Source organism: Microbacterium sp. LWH12-1.2, assembly GCF_040675825.1.
Classification (GTDB): Bacteria; Actinomycetota; Actinomycetes; order Actinomycetales; family Microbacteriaceae; genus Microbacterium.
Genome location: NZ_JBEGIJ010000001.1, coordinates 881,602 through 896,198 on the forward strand (window position 1 = coordinate 881,602; position 14,597 = coordinate 896,198).

Sequence of the window (14,597 nt, forward strand, 5' to 3'; positions counted from 1 at the left end):
GCCGCCGGGGGTCGCCGCGTCGTCGGCCAGGAGAATGAAGAGAGCGGATCGGACCTCATCCTCCAGGATGAGATCCGCTCCGCCCTCGGCGCCGACTCAGAGCTTCTTCTGCCAGGCGCCTGCGTACGAGACCGGTACGAAGCCGATCGCCTCGTTGATGTCGAGCATCGGGCGGTTCTCCTCGGCGTTGAAGGTCGAAACCCAGGGAGATTCCGGAGCGAGCTCGCGCCAGCGCAGCAGGTTCGCGCACTTCACGATGGTCCCGAGGCGGTGACCCCGGTGCTCCTTGAGGACCAGGGTGCCCATCTGGTGCGTGACCTCGGAGCGGTCGGCACCGATCAGGAGCTCGTTGTACGCGACGATCGTGCCGGAAGGAATGTGCTCCACCGCTGACACCGAAACGAGCTGGCCGCTTCCCGTCAACCGGGCATCGCGTCGGGCGACGCGCTCGGCGTCCCACTGCTCTTCGTCGATCTCCAGGTCTCCGCTGGGCGCATCCGTGGAGAGCCGAGCGAGCGCGGTTGCGTAGCCCGCCCTGATGGCGACAGGAGTCGGCATCACCCAGGAGAACTCCCGATACTCGGCGCCGGCTGTCTCGACAGCCTCTGCGAGAGCGCCTGCGACAGGCGCGGGATCGTTTCGCAGGTCGAAGGAACTGTTGCGCTCCACCTGTTCGAAGCTGAAGCCGTTCGCTTCGAACAACGCGGTGAGCCCGGTCGCGGGCACCCGCCCCCACCCGGTCTTCGGTGTGAGCATCCGCGGGCCCTCGATCGGGCGATGCAGGGTCCACGTCTGCAGGACGCGGCGACCGGCGAGCCGGGCGTCGTCCTCGGCGCACGCGAGGAGCGCGTCTTCGACGCCGTGCCCCCAGTGCTCGTGGGGCACCATCAGGTCGAACTCGGCCGTGCTGGCGCCTTCGTCTTGCGCGAAGGAGACGGTGACCATGCCGACGATGACTCCGTCGCGGCGTGCGACGAAGCCGTGGCTGACCTCGTCGGTGTCATCGAGCCAACCCGGAAGCATGTCGACGGCCTTCTGGGCAAGGCCGGGAAGGCCGGCCTCCTCATCGCAGATCTGCCGATTCAACTCGGCGTATGCGAGAAATTCGGCCGCGTCCGGGGCGTCGACCGACTGCGGCACGCTCAGCGGCGTGATCGTCAGAGTGGTCGTGGTCATGTCAGTACCTTCTTCCAGGCGCCTTCGTAGGCGATCGGGGCGAAGCCGATGGCTTCGTTGATGGAGAGCATCGGCCGGTTCTCCTCGGCGTTGTAGGTGACGACTCTGGACGACTGCGGGTGGTGCTCACGCCAGGTCAGAAGGCCGGCGGTCTTCACGAGCATGCCGAGGCGGTGACCGCGATGCGGCGCCGCCACCAGGGTGTCCTCCTGATGGGTGACGGATGCCTCGTCGGGGCCGATGGACAGCTCGTTGAACGCGCACAGCACGCCGGTGGCCACATGCTGCGCGGCGGTGACGAGCACCGTGTGGCTCATCTGCGCGTACCGGTCATCGTGGCGGGCGACGCGTTCGGCGTCCCAGACCTCCTCTGGCTGGCCGAGTTCGGCATCGGGGGTGTCGGTCGACATGCGCGACTTCAACCAGGCGTATCCGTCTACGTGCTCGGCCGGCGTAGGCAGGGTCCACTGCACGATTCGGTACTCGTCGGCGTGTGCCGCCGCCTCCTCGCGCAGTCTGGTCAGCGCTCCGGGCGTCTGCTCGTCCCAGATCAGGGCGCTCACGCGCACGACCTGCTCGAGGACGTAGTGCTGCCGCCGCAGGAACCGGGCGGCATGATCGAGCGGAACCGCACCGAACCCGGTGGGAGATGGCAGCAGTGAGGTGCCTTCTTCATCGTGGTGTTCCGCCCAGTGCAGGATCTTCTCTGCGCCGGCGCCGCGGGCATCGGCTTCCAACTCTCGGTACACAGCAGCGCCGATGCCGCGACCCCAGAGCCGCTTCGCGAGTGCGATCGTGGCGATTGCGGTGGCGCCATCGTCATCGGTGAGCAGGTTGATCGCGCTGCAGCCGACGACCTCGCCGTCGTGCTCGGCGTACCACTGGCGCCTCGTTCGCTCCGGACTCGAGCGCAGCAGCGGCATCAGCGCCTCGGCCGTGAGGGCGTCGTCTTCACGGCCGGTGGTTTCGCGGATCGAAGCGTTACGCGCTTCGGCGTAGGCCTGGATCAAGGGGGTGGGCCCCGCATCCGCCCGTGCGGGGAGCACGAGCGGATGCAGGGTCGCACCTGCGGTGAGCGGAATGCTCATTCGGAGACCTCCAGGTCAGCGCAGCTGACGCTGCAGGTCGTGGGTGAGCAGTGCGTATGTCTCCAACGGCGGGCGGTTCCGCTCCTCGAGGAGCAGAAGACCGAGCTCCTGTGCGCGCTGTGCACGTCGTTCGGACCGGCTGCGGGCTCGTTGTCCCCGTTGCATCAGCCAGAGGCCGAGGCGAAGGGACAACCGATCGGCGAGCGCGAGTTCGCTTCGGTCGCTGGGGACGGTGATCTCGAGGACCGTGAGGTCCTGTGTATCGGGCGGGTGGGATGCGCTGCGGGGCAGCGTGAGGGTGTTCACGAGTTTCTCGTTTCAGAGTTGATTTCTTACGGATGTACGGAATGTACGGATGTGCGTGGTGCACGGGGCGCGCAAGGTGCGCAGCGGATCGCAGAATGCGGAGCGCGACGCGGAATGCGTCGGGCGCGGGAGCGGTGCTCCGGAGTGGAGCACGAGGGATCGACGATCCTGAGACCAGTCGATGGCGTGGTGCCGGCAAGGCGGAGAATGCCCGATAAGGGCAGAGTTCTCGCGCCGAACTGTTAAGCGGCCGCGACGAGGCGGAAGCTGGGGTCGGTCACCGAGAGGGCAGTGCGCAGCGCAAAGGCGCTGGACGCGACATGGCCTGGGGCCTGTCTACGAGCAGTTGTAATCATCATCGGTAACCTCCTTTCACAGCGATCCGAGCAGTCACGCTAGCGAACGTCTGGTGTGTTCGTCAAGCATCGATCGGCGAGTCCGGTACCGTGAAGTCGTGATCCGTCCTCAAAGCATGCGCGTGTGCGCCCGATGAGCGAGCGGTTCGCATGCATCTGAAGAGCCTGACGCTCAAGGGATTCAAGTCGTTCGCACAGCCGACGAGCTTTGTCTTCGAACCCGGCGTGACGTGCATCGTCGGTCCGAACGGATCCGGCAAGTCCAACGTCGTCGACGCGCTCGCCTGGGTGATGGGGGAGCAGGGAGCGAAGACGCTCCGCGGAGGCAAGATGGAGGATGTCATCTTCGCCGGCACGTCCACACGGGGACCGCTCGGGCGCGCTGAGGTGCAGCTGACGATCGACAACAGCGATGGCCTGCTGCCCATCGAATACGCCGAGGTGACGATCAGCCGGACGCTGTTCCGCAACGGTTCCAGCGAGTATGCGATCAACGGCGAGAACTGCCGTCTGCTCGACGTGCAGGAGTTGCTCAGCGATTCGGGTCTCGGTCGTGAGATGCACGTCATCGTCGGCCAGGGGCGACTGGATACCGTCCTGCAGGCCTCCCCGGAGGATCGTCGTGGCTTCATCGAGGAGGCCGCCGGCATCCTCAAACATCGGCGTCGCAAGGAGAAGACTCTTCGCAAGCTCGATGCGATGGAGGCGAATCTCACTCGACTCAGCGACCTCGCAGGCGAGATCCGGCGCCAGCTCAAGCCTCTCGGGCGACAGGCCGAGATCGCCCGAGAAGCGCAGACGATCGCCGCCGTCGTCCGAGATGCCAAGGCGCGGATCTTCGCCGACGATGTCGTCGCACTGCGCACTGCGCTTGCCGATCACACCCGGACAGAGCACGAGCGTCACACCGAGCGCCTCGTCCTCTCCGATCAGGCAGAGGGCGTGCGCGCGAGCATCGTCCGACTCGAACAGGATCAGAACTCGGTCGCCGTCGACAAGGCGCGCAGCATCGCGTTCGGACTCGAGCAGGTGCAGGAGCGGATGCGCGGGCTGTTCACCCTCGCCAATCAGCGTCTCGCGTTGCTCGGCTCTGAGGAGGACGACGCGGCCGTGACGGCCGTCACGGTGACGCAGAGCACGATCGACGAGGCGAAGGACGAAATCACCGAGATCTCTGCGGGATTGGGCGATGCGCAGGATGCCGCGGTCGCTGCGAGCCGTGAGGTGGTGCACGCCAGAGCCGAACTCGACACTCTCGACGTCGACATCGCTGAGCAGAGCGCGCTCGTCTCCGAGTACGACATGCGCCTGAACACGCTTCGAGGAACGGCGGATGCCGCCGCCTCTGCCCTTGCCGCGGTCCGTGGTGCGGTGCTGCGGCAGGAGAACGCCCTGGAGGCGGCGAACACGCGTCGTCGCGAGGCGGCCGACGCCCTGGATGCGATCGAGGATGCGGAGGCGCCTGAGGGTACGGCGGCCGAGCATTCCGCCGCGTACGAGAGCGCCCAGCGTGCGGCGACCGCGTCGGAGGCCGAGCGTGAGACCCTGCGGGAACGTCTGCACGCTGCCGAGCGCGAGGTGGATGCGCTGACGGCGAAGGCAGCAGCTCTGGGGAGCGCCCTCGCGATCTCGGGGGGCGCGGCCGAGATCGTCAGATCCGGCGCATCCGGTGTGCGAGGGCTCGTCGGCGACGCGGTGCAGGTGCGCGGAGGCTTCGAAGCGGCGGTGGCGGCTGTGCTCGGCTCGTTGGCAGAGGGCGTTCTCGTCGACGCGGCAACCGATGCGTTCGCCCTGGCCGCGGATGCGGCCGAGCAGCGCCGGGGAGTGGTCGACTTCGTGATCGCCGACGCGCTGCGACCGGCCGTGGAGCTGCCCCGAATCGCGGGAGTGACGCCAGCAGTCGAGACGGTGACGGCCCCGAACGGCGTGCTCGGCATCCTCGCCCACGTCCTCATCGCGGACGATCTCGAGGCCGCTCGTGCAGCCCGCGCGGCGCTGGATTCGGAAGGCGACAGCACCACGACCATCGTCACGGTCACCGGTGATGTGATCACCGCTCAGACACTGCGCACCGGATCAGGTGGAGAGCGCTCCCGACTCGAGCTCGCCGCAGAGCGTGATGCGGCATCCGAGCGCCTCGCCGAGGTGCAGGTGATCGTCGATTCGCTCCGTGAAGCGCGCGAAGATGCGAACGAGGCAGTCGAGACCACAAGGCGGAACGCAAAGGAGGCGCTGCGTCTCCTCCGTGAGCACGACGCGGCACTCGCCAGCCATGCCGAGCACGTGAACCGGGTCACGGTGCGCCATGAGTCGGCCGTCGCGGAATGCGAGCGGCTCGAGTCCGGCCTCGGTCAGGCCCAAGCGGCTGTCGCGGATGCCGAGGCCAAGGCCGCGAAGGCGAAGACGGAACTCGATGATGCGATCTCTGCCCCTCGACCCGTGCTCGACGCTTCGGCCCGCGACGATCTGCTCGAGGCCCTCGAGCAGGCGCGCGAAGGTGAGGTGCGCGCCCGTCTGGAGATCGAGACGCTCCGTGAGCGCGTGCGTGCCGCGCAGGCGCGGGTTGCGAGTCTGGAACGCCAGCGCGAGCAGGAGCGGGATGCCGCGGCCGAGGCCGCCCGCCGAGCGGTGATCCGCCGCGCGCAGCGCGGGGCGGCGACCGGAGTGGTCGAGGAACTGCCCCGGGTCCTGGATTCGCTGGATCGCTCGGTGACGGAGGCTCGGGTCGCGCTCTCCGAGGCAGAGACCGCGCGCTCGGCGCAGAACGCGGAGCTCACCGGGCTCCGGGCCCAGGAGACGTCGCTGCGAGAGCGGCTCGCCGGACTCACCGAGAGCGTGCACGGACTCGAACTGCAGATCCACGAGAAGAAGCTGCACCTGACGAGCCTGCTCGAACGCGTGAGCTCTGAACTCGCCCTCGACGAAGATATTCTCGTTGCGGAATATGGACCGGACCAGGCTGTGCCGCGCGATCCTCTCGCCGTGATCGAGGACGGCGATGAAGATGACACTGCCATCCCGTTCGATCGCCGCATCCAGGAGCGACGGCTCGCCGAGGCGGAGCGCAAGCTCGCTCAGCTCGGTCGAGTCAATCCGCTCGCGCTGGAGGAGTTCGCCGCGCTCGAGCAGCGTCACGCGTTCCTCACCGAACAGCTCGCGGACCTGACGCAGACTCGCCAGGATCTGCTCACGATCATCGCCGATCTCGATGAGCGGATGCAGACGATCTTCGCGGACGCCTTCGAGGACACGCAGCGGGCGTTCGGCGAGGTCTTCCCGCTGCTCTTCCCTGGCGGATCCGGCAGCATCTGGCTCACCGATCCGGAGAACATGCTCTCCACGGGGATCGAGGTCTCTGTGCGTCCGGTCGGGAAGAAGATCGAGCGCCTCTCACTGCTGTCCGGCGGAGAGCGGTCGCTTGCAGCCGTTGCGCTTCTCGTCGCGATCTTCAAGGCGCGACCGAGCCCGTTCTACATCCTCGATGAGGTGGAGGCAGCGCTCGACGACGCCAACCTCGGGCGTCTGCTCACCGTGTTCGAGCAACTGCGGGAGAGTTCGCAGTTGCTGGTGATCACGCATCAGAAGCGCACGATGGAGATCGCTGATGCCTTGTACGGCGTCTCCATGCGACAGGACGGCGTATCCGCCGTCGTCGGCCAGCGCGTCGGCGATCGCGCCGCGGCAGGCTGAGCTTCGTCGCGTTCGTAGGTCCGAGCCGTGCTCACGGAGCGCGCTCGTGAAGCATCTCAGGATGCTACCCGTAGGCTGGTGTCATGGCGGAGAAGTCCTGGTCCCTCGGTCGCGCATTGCGCGGCATGTTCGTCAAGCCCACCATCGACGAGACGACGTGGGAGGACCTCGAGACCGCCCTCATCACTGCCGACTTCGGACCGGACATCAGCGAGCGGGTCGTGCAGGAGCTGCGCGACAAGGTCGATCGCTACCGCACGACGGATCCGCAGGATCTCCAGCGCATGCTCCGGGAGACGCTGGAAGAGCATTTCGCCAAGTTCGACACCACACTCAAGCTCACCGAACGCCCGGCCGTGGTGCTCGTCGTCGGCGTGAACGGTGTCGGCAAGACGACCACGATCGGCAAGTTCACCAAGTTCCTGCGCGGCTACCAGCGCAGTGTCGTCGTGGGCGCGGCAGATACGTTCCGCGCCGCGGCCGTCGACCAGCTCGCCACCTGGGCGCAGCGCGGGGGAGCGGCGATCGTCCGCCCGCAGCAGGAGGGTCAGGATCCGGCGTCCGTCGCGTACCAGACCGTCGAGTTCGCGCAGCGCGAGGGCATCGAGATCGCGATCATCGACACCGCCGGTCGCCTGCACACCAAGGGCGGGCTGATGGACGAGCTGTCCAAGATCCGCCGGGTCATCGAGAAGCAGGCGCCGATCAGCGAGGTGCTCCTGGTCCTGGATGCCACCACCGGCCAGAACGGCGTCATGCAGGCCGAGGCGTTCCTCGAGCATGCAGGGGTGACCGGATTGGTCCTCACCAAGCTCGACGGCTCCGCGAAGGGCGGCTTCGTCCTGGCGGTGCAGGAGCGCACCGGCATCCCCGTAAAGCTTCTGGGGCAGGGCGAGGGGATCGATGATCTCACCGGTTTCACCCCTCATGTTTTCGTCTCCGCCCTCGTCAACTGACGACGGGACTACCGCGGCACCCAAGAGACTGGTTTCATAGCGTTATGGCGATCGAACACGACTACTTCGGACTCCTCTCGTCGGGGCCTGACGGATCGATCTTCTGGTCCGAGACGGTGGAGCTGGGCGAGCAGTCCGTCACTGTCGACCTCACCGCGCCAGATCAGGAAGACGTATCGTCTGACGCCCTCGACATCGCTGCGTCTCTCATCTCGGGACTGGAGAACGTAGATGCCGTGGCGCGCCGCGGAATGCTGGCCGAGGTCGACGATCGTGCCAGCGAAGTGACCGAGTACATCCTCCAGCAGCAGGAGGTCTACGGCGAAGAACTGGCTGAAGTCCTGGTCGACGTCAGTGGCGACCCGGCGGTCGACATCATCCGGTCGCTCCGCCTCATGAGCATGACGATTCTCGCTGACGAGCATGGAGGGTCAGAGCCGTTCGCCGTCCTCGAATACGCACTGGATGCCGATTCCACCGACGACGTCCTGCTGGTGAATCTCGGATCCGACGGCAGCGTGCAGTCGGTGATGAGCGCGGACTAGGTCCGCCGCGGTCCTGGATCTTCGGATCAACCGCCAGGGGTTTCGGCCGACGACGTCGGCTGCCAGCCTTCTTCCGTGCGGATCGCCCGCAGCATGCGGCGACTGATCTCGCGCAACTGCCGTCGCTGTGACGTGGTCAGCGGATTGAGAACCAGCTGATCGACCGTCTGTACGTGGCCGGGCGTGGCCTGGTCGAACTTCTCGCGTCCGAGCACCGTGAGGATCGCCAGAGTGTATCGACCATCGTCGGGGTCGGGTGCGCGCTGGATCCATCCTCGGGATTGCAAGCGGGTCGCCGCACGCGACAGCCTCGTCAGCGAGCTGTTCGCATGGGTTGCGAGCACGCTCAGGCGGAGTGTCGATCCAGGAGCGCTGGCGAGCGCGAAAAGGATCCCGTACTCGAAGTGCGTCATCTCCGAGTCGCGGAGCAGTTGGGCATCGAGAGCGGCAGGCAACCACTCCAGAACCGTGGCGAGTGACGCCCAGGTCTCGAGGTCCTCTCCACTCAGCGCGGCTGGTGAGTCGTGTGCTGCCATGCCGTCAGACTACGCGATGCGCCGACGTGTCGCCTCTCATTTAACTTGACTGAGCAAGTCAAGCAAGCGACACTTGACTTGACTGAGCAAGTGAACGGGAGAATCGTGGATCTGAAGTTGAGTGGCCAGAGGGCCTTTGTGAGTGGTTCCACCCAGGGGATCGGATTCGCTATCTCGCGAGCGCTTCTCGACGAGGGCGCGTCGGTCGTGATCAACGGGCGTAGCGAGGAGAAAGTCCAGAGTGCCGTGCAGCGGCTCGCGGCGCAGGTGCCGGGAGCAGACGTGGAGAGCATCGTCGCGGATTTCGAGGACCCCGCAGAGGTGGGGCACCTGCTGGAATCGTTGGGCGATGTCGACGTACTGGTGAACAACGTCGGGCTGTTCGAGGTCGCGCCCTTCAGCGATATCACGGATGACGAATGGCAGCGCTACTTCGCCGTCAACGTGATGAGCGGCGTGCGGCTCTCCCGGCACGTGCTGGGCGGCATGCTCGACAGGGGGAGGGGCCGCATCATCTTCATCGGGAGCGAGTCGGGGGCGAACGTCCCAGCGGACATGCTGCACTACGGCGTCACCAAAGCGGCGATGCTGGCACTCAGCAACGGACTCGCCAAGCTCACGCGCGGTACCGAGGTGACGGTGAACGCGATCCTCGGCGGCCCGACCTATTCCGACGGGGTGGCTGATGTCGTCGGTCGGATCTCGCAGGCGCAGGGAGTGCCCGTCGACGGATTGAAGGCCGCCATCATCTCCGGGAACTCGACGTCGCTCCTGCAGAGGTTCATCGATCCCGCGGAGATCGCCAGCCTGGCCGTCTATCTGGCCAGCCCGGTATCGTCCGCGACGAACGGCGCCACACTGCGTGCGGACGGAGGCGTTCTGACCGCGATCATCTGATGTCCGTCGAGCGCGGCGACGCGGCGCTCCGTTGCGCCGAGTCGCCTCGCCCGACTGGCCCGGTCAGACGGCCTGCGCGAAGCCGAGATCGGCGCTCTCCGCGATGTGCGCGAGGTGCGGCGGGATCTCACGGCCCTTGGACAACATCGACTGCGCCCACAGGCGTCCCGCACGGTACGACGAGCGCACCAGCGGGCCCGCGAGGACGCCGAGGAAACCGATCCGCTCGGCCTCTTCCTTGAACTCCACGAACTCAGCAGGCTTCACCCAGCGTGCGACCGGAAGGTGTCGCGGAGTCGGGCGAAGGTACTGCGTGATGGTGATGATGTCGCAGCCGGCGTCATGCAGGTCCTGCAGAGCCTGAATGACCTCCTCCGGCTCCTCACCCATGCCGAGGATGAGATTCGACTTCGTGATGAGCCCTGCAGCCCGCGCCTGCGTCAACACGTCGAGCGAACGCTCGTACTTGAACGCCGGGCGGATGCGCTTGAAGATGCGCGGGACCGTCTCGACGTTGTGCGCGAAGACCTCGGGGCGAGCGTCGAAGATCTGGCCGAGGAAAGCGGGATCGGCATTGTGCTCGTTCGCCAGCAGCTCGACGCCGGTGTTCGGGTTCAGCTCGTGGATCTTGCGCACCGTCTCGGCGTTGAGCCATGCACCGGTGTCGGGCAGGTCGTCTCGCGCGACACTCGTCACAGTGGCGTAGCGGAGATTCATCCGCACGACGCTCTCGGCCACGCGGCGGGGCTCGTCGGTGTCGTAGGCATCCGGCTTCCCCGTGTCGATCTGGCAGAAGTCGCAGCGGCGCGTGCACTGCGAACCGCCGATGAGGAACGTGGCCTCGCGGTCTTCCCAGCACTCGAAGATGTTCGGGCAGCCCGCTTCCTGGCAGACGGTGTGCAGACCCTCTTCCTTCACCAGCGAGTGCAGCGCGGTGTACTCCGGGCCCATCTTCGCCTTTGTGCGGATCCACTCGGGCTTGCGCTCGATCGGTGTCTCGGCATTGCGAATCTCCAGGCGCAGGAGCTTTCGCCCTTCCGGTGCGGCGGCGCTCACGCGGCGACCTCCGCGTACTCGGCGAGGAACGCGGTCGTGACGCTGGAGATGATGTCGGCGGGGGAGACATCCGCGCCGACCACCTCGCTGACCGTCGTGACGCCGGCATCTGTTATTCCGCAGGGGATGATCCCACGGAAGCCGGCGAGGGTGTTGTCGCAGTTGATGGCGAAGCCGTGCATGGTGACCCCCTGCTGCACCCGGACGCCGATCGCGGCGACCTTGTCTTCGGAGAGCGGTCGGCGCACCCAGACTCCACTGCGTCCTTCGACCTGGTAGCCGTCGACCCCGAACGGGCCGAGGACGTCGATGAGAATCCGCTCCAGGCGGCGCACATGGGCGACGACATCCATCGGCTCGGGAAGCCGCACGATGGGGTAGCCGACGAGCTGCCCAGGTCCGTGCCAGGTGATCTTTCCGCCGCGATCGACGTCGATGACGGGGGTGCCGTCTTGCGGGCGCTCCTGTGGCTCCGTGCGCTTCCCGGCGGTGTACACGGCCTCGTGCTCGAGCAGGATCAGTGTGTCCGGGCGGACGCCGGCGACGATGTCGGCGTGGACCCGACGCTGCAGGTCCCACCCTTCGGTGTAGGGGACGAAGTCCGGAGCGATACCGGGCGTCAGTATGTCGAGCATGCGCCTTCACCTTCGAATAGGTAGTTGGATCGGGTCTAACAATACTCCTCCTCGCACGCGACCGGCGCGAAGCCGCCGTCGCGGTAGCGTGAGGGGATGGCCACAGAATCGCGCGCCGGCAGACCCAAGGTCTCTTCGAGGGAGACTCTCGCCGAGGCTGCCTGCGAGTTGTTCCTCGAGCAGGGATACGACGCGACGTCGGTGGCGGACATCACGCAGCGCGCGGGAGTCAGCCGGTCGAGCTTCTTCAACTACTTCTCCTCGAAGAGCGACGTGCTGTGGTCGGGTCTGGATGCGCGAGTCGAGACCGCTCTCGCTGCCCTTGACCGATTGGACGCCGACGCAGACGGGAGCGCCGTCGAGATGATCCTCGTGGGCGTGGTTCACGACTTCGCGCCGGATCCGCTCGCGCTGGCACTGCGCAACACAGCGGCGATGGGCGTCGAGGACGAACTGCTCCGAGACTCGGCCCTTCGTCAGGCGCGCCTTGCCGGCGGAATCGCGGCAGCCGCGAAGCGCGCAGGCATCGCAGAGATCCGCGCGGACGTCGTCGGTGCCGCGTACGCGGGGGCGCTGCTCTCCTCGCTGCGCATCTGGGCGGTGCGCGGAGCCGGGCAGAGCACGCCGGAGCAGGTGCTGGACGAAGCTGTCGCGGTTGTGCATGAGGTTCGCTGGGGTCGCTGAAACCGCGCACGGACGAACTCCCGCCGGCCGGACGGTCACGAGGAGACGGTTTCACCCTCGCTGAGGCCGCCGACGTTCTCGGCATCCCGTCATCGACCGCCCGGGGCCGCTACCCGCGCGCGCGGGAGCAACTCCGCGCTGCGCTGTGAGCGTGGAGGCTCCGCTCGCGTAAGATTGTGGGCACCATGGCTACCTTTGGCACGCTCTCCGATCGGCTCACCGAGACCTTCCGCAATCTGCGCACGAAGGGAAAACTCACTGCTGCCGACGTCGACGGCACCGTGCGCGAGATCCGTCGGGCACTGCTCGATGCCGATGTCGCTCTCGTCGTCGTCAAAGACTTCACCGCCAAGGTGCGTGAACGAGCGCTGGGCGACGAGGTCAGCAAGGCGCTGAACCCTGCTCAGCAGGTCGTGCAGATCGTGAACGAAGAGCTCGTGGCCATCCTCGGCGGCGAGCAGCGTCGACTGCAGTTCGCGAAGACCGCGCCGACCGTCATCATGCTCGCCGGCCTCCAGGGCTCGGGAAAGACGACGTTCGCCGGCAAGCTCGCCAAGCAGCTCGAGAGCGAGGGGCACACGCCGCTCCTCGTCGCCGCGGACCTCCAGCGCCCGAACGCGGTGAACCAGCTGCAGGTCGTCGCCGAGCAGGCCGGCGCCACCATCTACGCACCCGAGCCGGGCAACGGCGTGGGTGACCCGGTCAAGGTCTCCCGCGACGGCGTCGAGCACGCCCGTCGGCACCAGCACGACGTCGTGATCATCGACACCGCCGGACGCCTCGGCGTCGACGCCGAGCTGATGAAGCAGGCATCCGACATCCGCAAGGCCACGAACCCGGACGAGGTCCTGTTCGTCATCGACGCGATGATCGGACAGGATGCCGTGAACACGGCGAAGGCCTTCCAGGAGGGCGTCGACTTCACCGGTGTCGTGCTGTCGAAGCTCGACGGTGACGCCCGCGGTGGCGCGGCACTCTCCGTGGCATCCGTGACCGGGCGCCCGATCCTCTTCGCCTCCACCGGTGAGCGTCTCGAAGACCTCGAGCCGTTCCATCCCGACCGCATGGCGAGCCGTATCCTCGACCTCGGCGACATCCTGACCCTCATCGAGCAGGCGCAGCAGGCCTTCGATGAGGAAGAGGCCATGAAGATGGCCGAGAAGCTCGCAACCGAGCAGTTCACCCTGGAGGACTTCCTCGACCAGCTTCAGCAGATGAAGAAGATGGGCTCGATGAAGAAGATGCTGGGAATGCTCCCCGGCATGGGCCAGATGAAGCAGCAGCTCGAAGACTTCGATGACCGCGAGATCGACCGTACAGAAGCGATCATCCGCTCGATGACGCCGGGCGAGCGCCGAAACCCGAAGGTGCTGAACGGCTCGCGTCGACTGCGCATCGCGCGTGGCTCCGGGATGACGGTGACCGACGTGAATCAGCTCGTTCAGCGCTTCGAGCAGGCTGCGAAGATGATGAAGACCGTCGCCCGCGGCGGCACCCCGAACATCCCCGGAATGGGTGCGATGCCGGGCATGGGACGCCCCGGCGCCTCCTCGAAGCGCGGCAAGAAGGGCAAGGCGGCCAGTGGTTCGCGCTCCGGGAACCCGGCGAAGCGGGCAGCCGAGAACGCCGGGCTCCCGACGGCGCAGCCGACCGGCTCCGGCTTCGGCCTCGGCGGTGGTGCGGCTCAGGCGCCGAGCGAGGCCGACCTCGCCGAGATCCAGAAGCTCTTCGGCAAGGGCTGAGCCGCGATCAGCGGCCGACGGTGAGAGCCGTCGCGGCGTTCGGATCCACCAGCGGAGGTTGCAGGTTCTGGGCGGGGCGGACGGAGAGCTGTCCGCCGATCAGAGCGAGGAGTGCGATCGCGAATCCGACTGCCTGGATCGGCGTGAAGGATTCACCGGCGACGAGCGTTCCCAGGAGCGTCGCCACGACCGGGGAGAGCAAAGCGAGCAGACCGGATGCGATCATCGGCAGCTTCTGGATTCCGCGGAACCAGAGCGTGTACGCGATGATCCCGCCCGCTGTTGCCAGCCACAGATAACCCAGGACGGCTCCGCTGTCGATCGAAGCTGGCGTCCCCTCGACGAGAAGTGTGAGCGGGAGCTGGAGGAGGCCTCCGGCCGCGAGTTGCCACCCTGCGTAGCCGACGGGTCCGACGCCGACGGGCCGTCCCCATCGTTTGGTGAGGATCATGCCGAGCGCTGTGGCGGTGACGCCGCCCAGCGCAGCCAGGATGCCCAGTGCATCGAGCCGTGCCGCCGGGCCGAGAACGACGAGCGCGACACCGCCTGCGCCGGCCACGGCCGCCGCCGCGGTCATCGGCCGGATCCGCTCCTTCAGGACGAGAGTCCCGAGCGAGAGCACGATGAGAGGCTGGACCCCGGCGACAGCCGCGGCGACCCCTCCTGGCAGCCGTTCGGCGGCAAGGAAGAGGAGAGGGAAGAAGGCCCCGATGTTGAGCGCGCCCAGTGCGAAGGACTTGAACCACCAGCCGCCGCGAGGGAGGGTCCGGCTGACGGCGACCGCGATGAGTCCGGCGGGAAGGGAGCGCAGAAGACCGGCGAACATCGGATGCCCGACGGGGAGCAGCTCGGTGGTGACGAGGTAGGTCGTGCCCCAGGCGATCGGAGCGAGTGCGGTGATCAGCAGGATGGTCAGGCGGTTCATGCTTC

Annotated in this window: 14 protein-coding genes; 7 read left to right on the forward strand and 7 right to left on the reverse strand. The window is 67.0% G+C overall.

Features of this window, described 5'->3' with window-relative positions:
* Positions 1 to 96: 96 nt before the first annotated feature.
* The 3 genes from MRBLWH12_RS04155 to MRBLWH12_RS04165 are packed head-to-tail and all read right to left on the reverse strand — an operon-like array spanning position 97 to position 2,570.
* The gene (locus tag MRBLWH12_RS04155; protein WP_363546412.1) at positions 97 to 1,176 is read right to left on the reverse strand and encodes a GNAT family N-acetyltransferase; all 1,080 of its coding nucleotides are present in this window, start codon (positions 1,174 to 1,176) and stop codon (positions 97 to 99) included.
* Entirely contained in the window at positions 1,173 to 2,264 is a 1,092-nt protein-coding gene (locus MRBLWH12_RS04160) for a GNAT family N-acetyltransferase (RefSeq protein ID WP_363546415.1), read from the reverse strand. Before MRBLWH12_RS04160 ends, MRBLWH12_RS04155 begins: the two co-directional genes overlap by 4 nt.
* Before the next feature lie 15 nt (positions 2,265 to 2,279).
* Positions 2,280 to 2,570 carry a hypothetical protein gene (locus tag MRBLWH12_RS04165; RefSeq protein ID WP_341974981.1) on the reverse strand — a complete coding sequence of 97 codons (291 nt, stop codon included), beginning with the start codon at positions 2,568 to 2,570 and terminating at the stop codon, positions 2,280 to 2,282.
* 506 nt (positions 2,571 to 3,076) lie between these two features.
* Here MRBLWH12_RS04165 and smc point away from each other — a divergent pair.
* The 3 genes from smc to MRBLWH12_RS04180 all read left to right on the forward strand — a co-directional run bounded on the left by smc (position 3,077) and on the right by MRBLWH12_RS04180 (position 8,117).
* Entirely contained in the window at positions 3,077 to 6,616 is a 3,540-nt protein-coding gene (smc, locus tag MRBLWH12_RS04170; protein WP_363546418.1) for a chromosome segregation protein SMC, read from the forward strand.
* 83 nt (positions 6,617 to 6,699) lie between these two features.
* Positions 6,700 to 7,572, forward strand: coding sequence for a signal recognition particle-docking protein FtsY (gene ftsY / locus MRBLWH12_RS04175; RefSeq protein WP_341974979.1), 873 nt, complete (start codon positions 6,700 to 6,702; stop codon positions 7,570 to 7,572).
* A gap of 44 nt (positions 7,573 to 7,616) precedes the next feature.
* Positions 7,617 to 8,117, forward strand: coding sequence for a DUF2004 domain-containing protein (locus MRBLWH12_RS04180; protein ID WP_341974978.1), 501 nt, complete (start codon positions 7,617 to 7,619; stop codon positions 8,115 to 8,117).
* A 26-nt stretch (positions 8,118 to 8,143) separates the two neighbouring features.
* Here the strand turns inward: MRBLWH12_RS04180 and MRBLWH12_RS04185 are convergent, their stop codons facing one another.
* Positions 8,144 to 8,653 (reverse strand): MarR family winged helix-turn-helix transcriptional regulator, encoded by a 510-nt coding sequence (locus tag MRBLWH12_RS04185; RefSeq protein WP_363546422.1) that lies wholly within the window; start codon positions 8,651 to 8,653, stop codon positions 8,144 to 8,146.
* Positions 8,654 to 8,791: 138 nt separating this feature from the next.
* Here MRBLWH12_RS04185 and MRBLWH12_RS04190 point away from each other — a divergent pair, with 138 nt between their 5' ends.
* Positions 8,792 to 9,550 carry an SDR family NAD(P)-dependent oxidoreductase gene (locus tag MRBLWH12_RS04190; protein WP_363546425.1) on the forward strand — a complete coding sequence of 253 codons (759 nt, stop codon included), beginning with the start codon at positions 8,792 to 8,794 and terminating at the stop codon, positions 9,548 to 9,550.
* Between the two features lie 63 nt (positions 9,551 to 9,613).
* On the opposite strand, the gene lipA is transcribed toward MRBLWH12_RS04190, so the two are convergent.
* Together lipA and lipB are read right to left on the reverse strand one after the other, a co-directional pair.
* A complete protein-coding gene (lipA, locus tag MRBLWH12_RS04195) occupies positions 9,614 to 10,606 on the reverse strand; it encodes a lipoyl synthase (protein WP_341974975.1) in 993 nt (330 codons plus the stop codon).
* Entirely contained in the window at positions 10,603 to 11,241 is a 639-nt protein-coding gene (gene lipB / locus MRBLWH12_RS04200; RefSeq protein WP_363546428.1) for a lipoyl(octanoyl) transferase LipB, read from the reverse strand. The genes lipA and lipB overlap by 4 nt, the downstream gene beginning before the upstream one ends.
* A gap of 96 nt (positions 11,242 to 11,337) precedes the next feature.
* Between lipB and MRBLWH12_RS04205 the strand changes: the two genes are divergently transcribed.
* The 3 genes from MRBLWH12_RS04205 to ffh are packed head-to-tail and all read left to right on the forward strand — an operon-like array spanning position 11,338 to position 13,667.
* Positions 11,338 to 11,925 (forward strand): TetR/AcrR family transcriptional regulator, encoded by a 588-nt coding sequence (locus MRBLWH12_RS04205; protein ID WP_363546431.1) that lies wholly within the window; start codon positions 11,338 to 11,340, stop codon positions 11,923 to 11,925.
* Positions 11,922 to 12,074: a sigma factor-like helix-turn-helix DNA-binding protein gene (locus MRBLWH12_RS04210; protein ID WP_363551298.1), complete on the forward strand. Its 153-nt coding sequence runs from the start codon at positions 11,922 to 11,924 to the stop codon at positions 12,072 to 12,074. Before MRBLWH12_RS04205 ends, MRBLWH12_RS04210 begins: the two co-directional genes overlap by 4 nt.
* Before the next feature lie 36 nt (positions 12,075 to 12,110).
* A complete protein-coding gene (gene ffh, locus MRBLWH12_RS04215; protein WP_363546434.1) occupies positions 12,111 to 13,667 on the forward strand; it encodes a signal recognition particle protein in 1,557 nt (518 codons plus the stop codon).
* Positions 13,668 to 13,674: 7 nt separating this feature from the next.
* Here the strand turns inward: ffh and MRBLWH12_RS04220 are convergent, their stop codons facing one another.
* On the reverse strand, positions 13,675 to 14,592 hold the full coding sequence (locus MRBLWH12_RS04220; RefSeq protein ID WP_363546437.1) for an EamA family transporter: 918 nt from the start codon (positions 14,590 to 14,592) through the stop codon (positions 13,675 to 13,677).
* Positions 14,593 to 14,597: the final 5 nt, after the last annotated feature.

Bases quoted from the DNA above. Each gene is read 5' to 3' on its own strand.
- ffh (WP_363546434.1), top strand. From the start codon at position 12,111: ATGGCTACCTTTGGCACGCTCTCCGATCGGCTCACCGAGACCTTCCGC.
- lipB (WP_363546428.1), bottom strand. From the start codon at position 11,241: ATGCTCGACATACTGACGCCCGGTATCGCTCCGGACTTCGTCCCCTAC.
- MRBLWH12_RS04185 (WP_363546422.1), bottom strand. From the start codon at position 8,653: ATGGCAGCACACGACTCACCAGCCGCGCTGAGTGGAGAGGACCTCGAG.
- MRBLWH12_RS04220 (WP_363546437.1), bottom strand. From the start codon at position 14,592: ATGAACCGCCTGACCATCCTGCTGATCACCGCACTCGCTCCGATCGCC.
- MRBLWH12_RS04205 (WP_363546431.1), top strand. From the start codon at position 11,338: ATGGCCACAGAATCGCGCGCCGGCAGACCCAAGGTCTCTTCGAGGGAG.
- smc (WP_363546418.1), top strand. From the start codon at position 3,077: ATGCATCTGAAGAGCCTGACGCTCAAGGGATTCAAGTCGTTCGCACAG.
- MRBLWH12_RS04155 (WP_363546412.1), bottom strand. From the start codon at position 1,176: ATGACCACGACCACTCTGACGATCACGCCGCTGAGCGTGCCGCAGTCG.
- ftsY (WP_341974979.1), top strand. From the start codon at position 6,700: ATGGCGGAGAAGTCCTGGTCCCTCGGTCGCGCATTGCGCGGCATGTTC.
- MRBLWH12_RS04160 (WP_363546415.1), bottom strand. From the start codon at position 2,264: ATGAGCATTCCGCTCACCGCAGGTGCGACCCTGCATCCGCTCGTGCTC.
- MRBLWH12_RS04180 (WP_341974978.1), top strand. From the start codon at position 7,617: ATGGCGATCGAACACGACTACTTCGGACTCCTCTCGTCGGGGCCTGAC.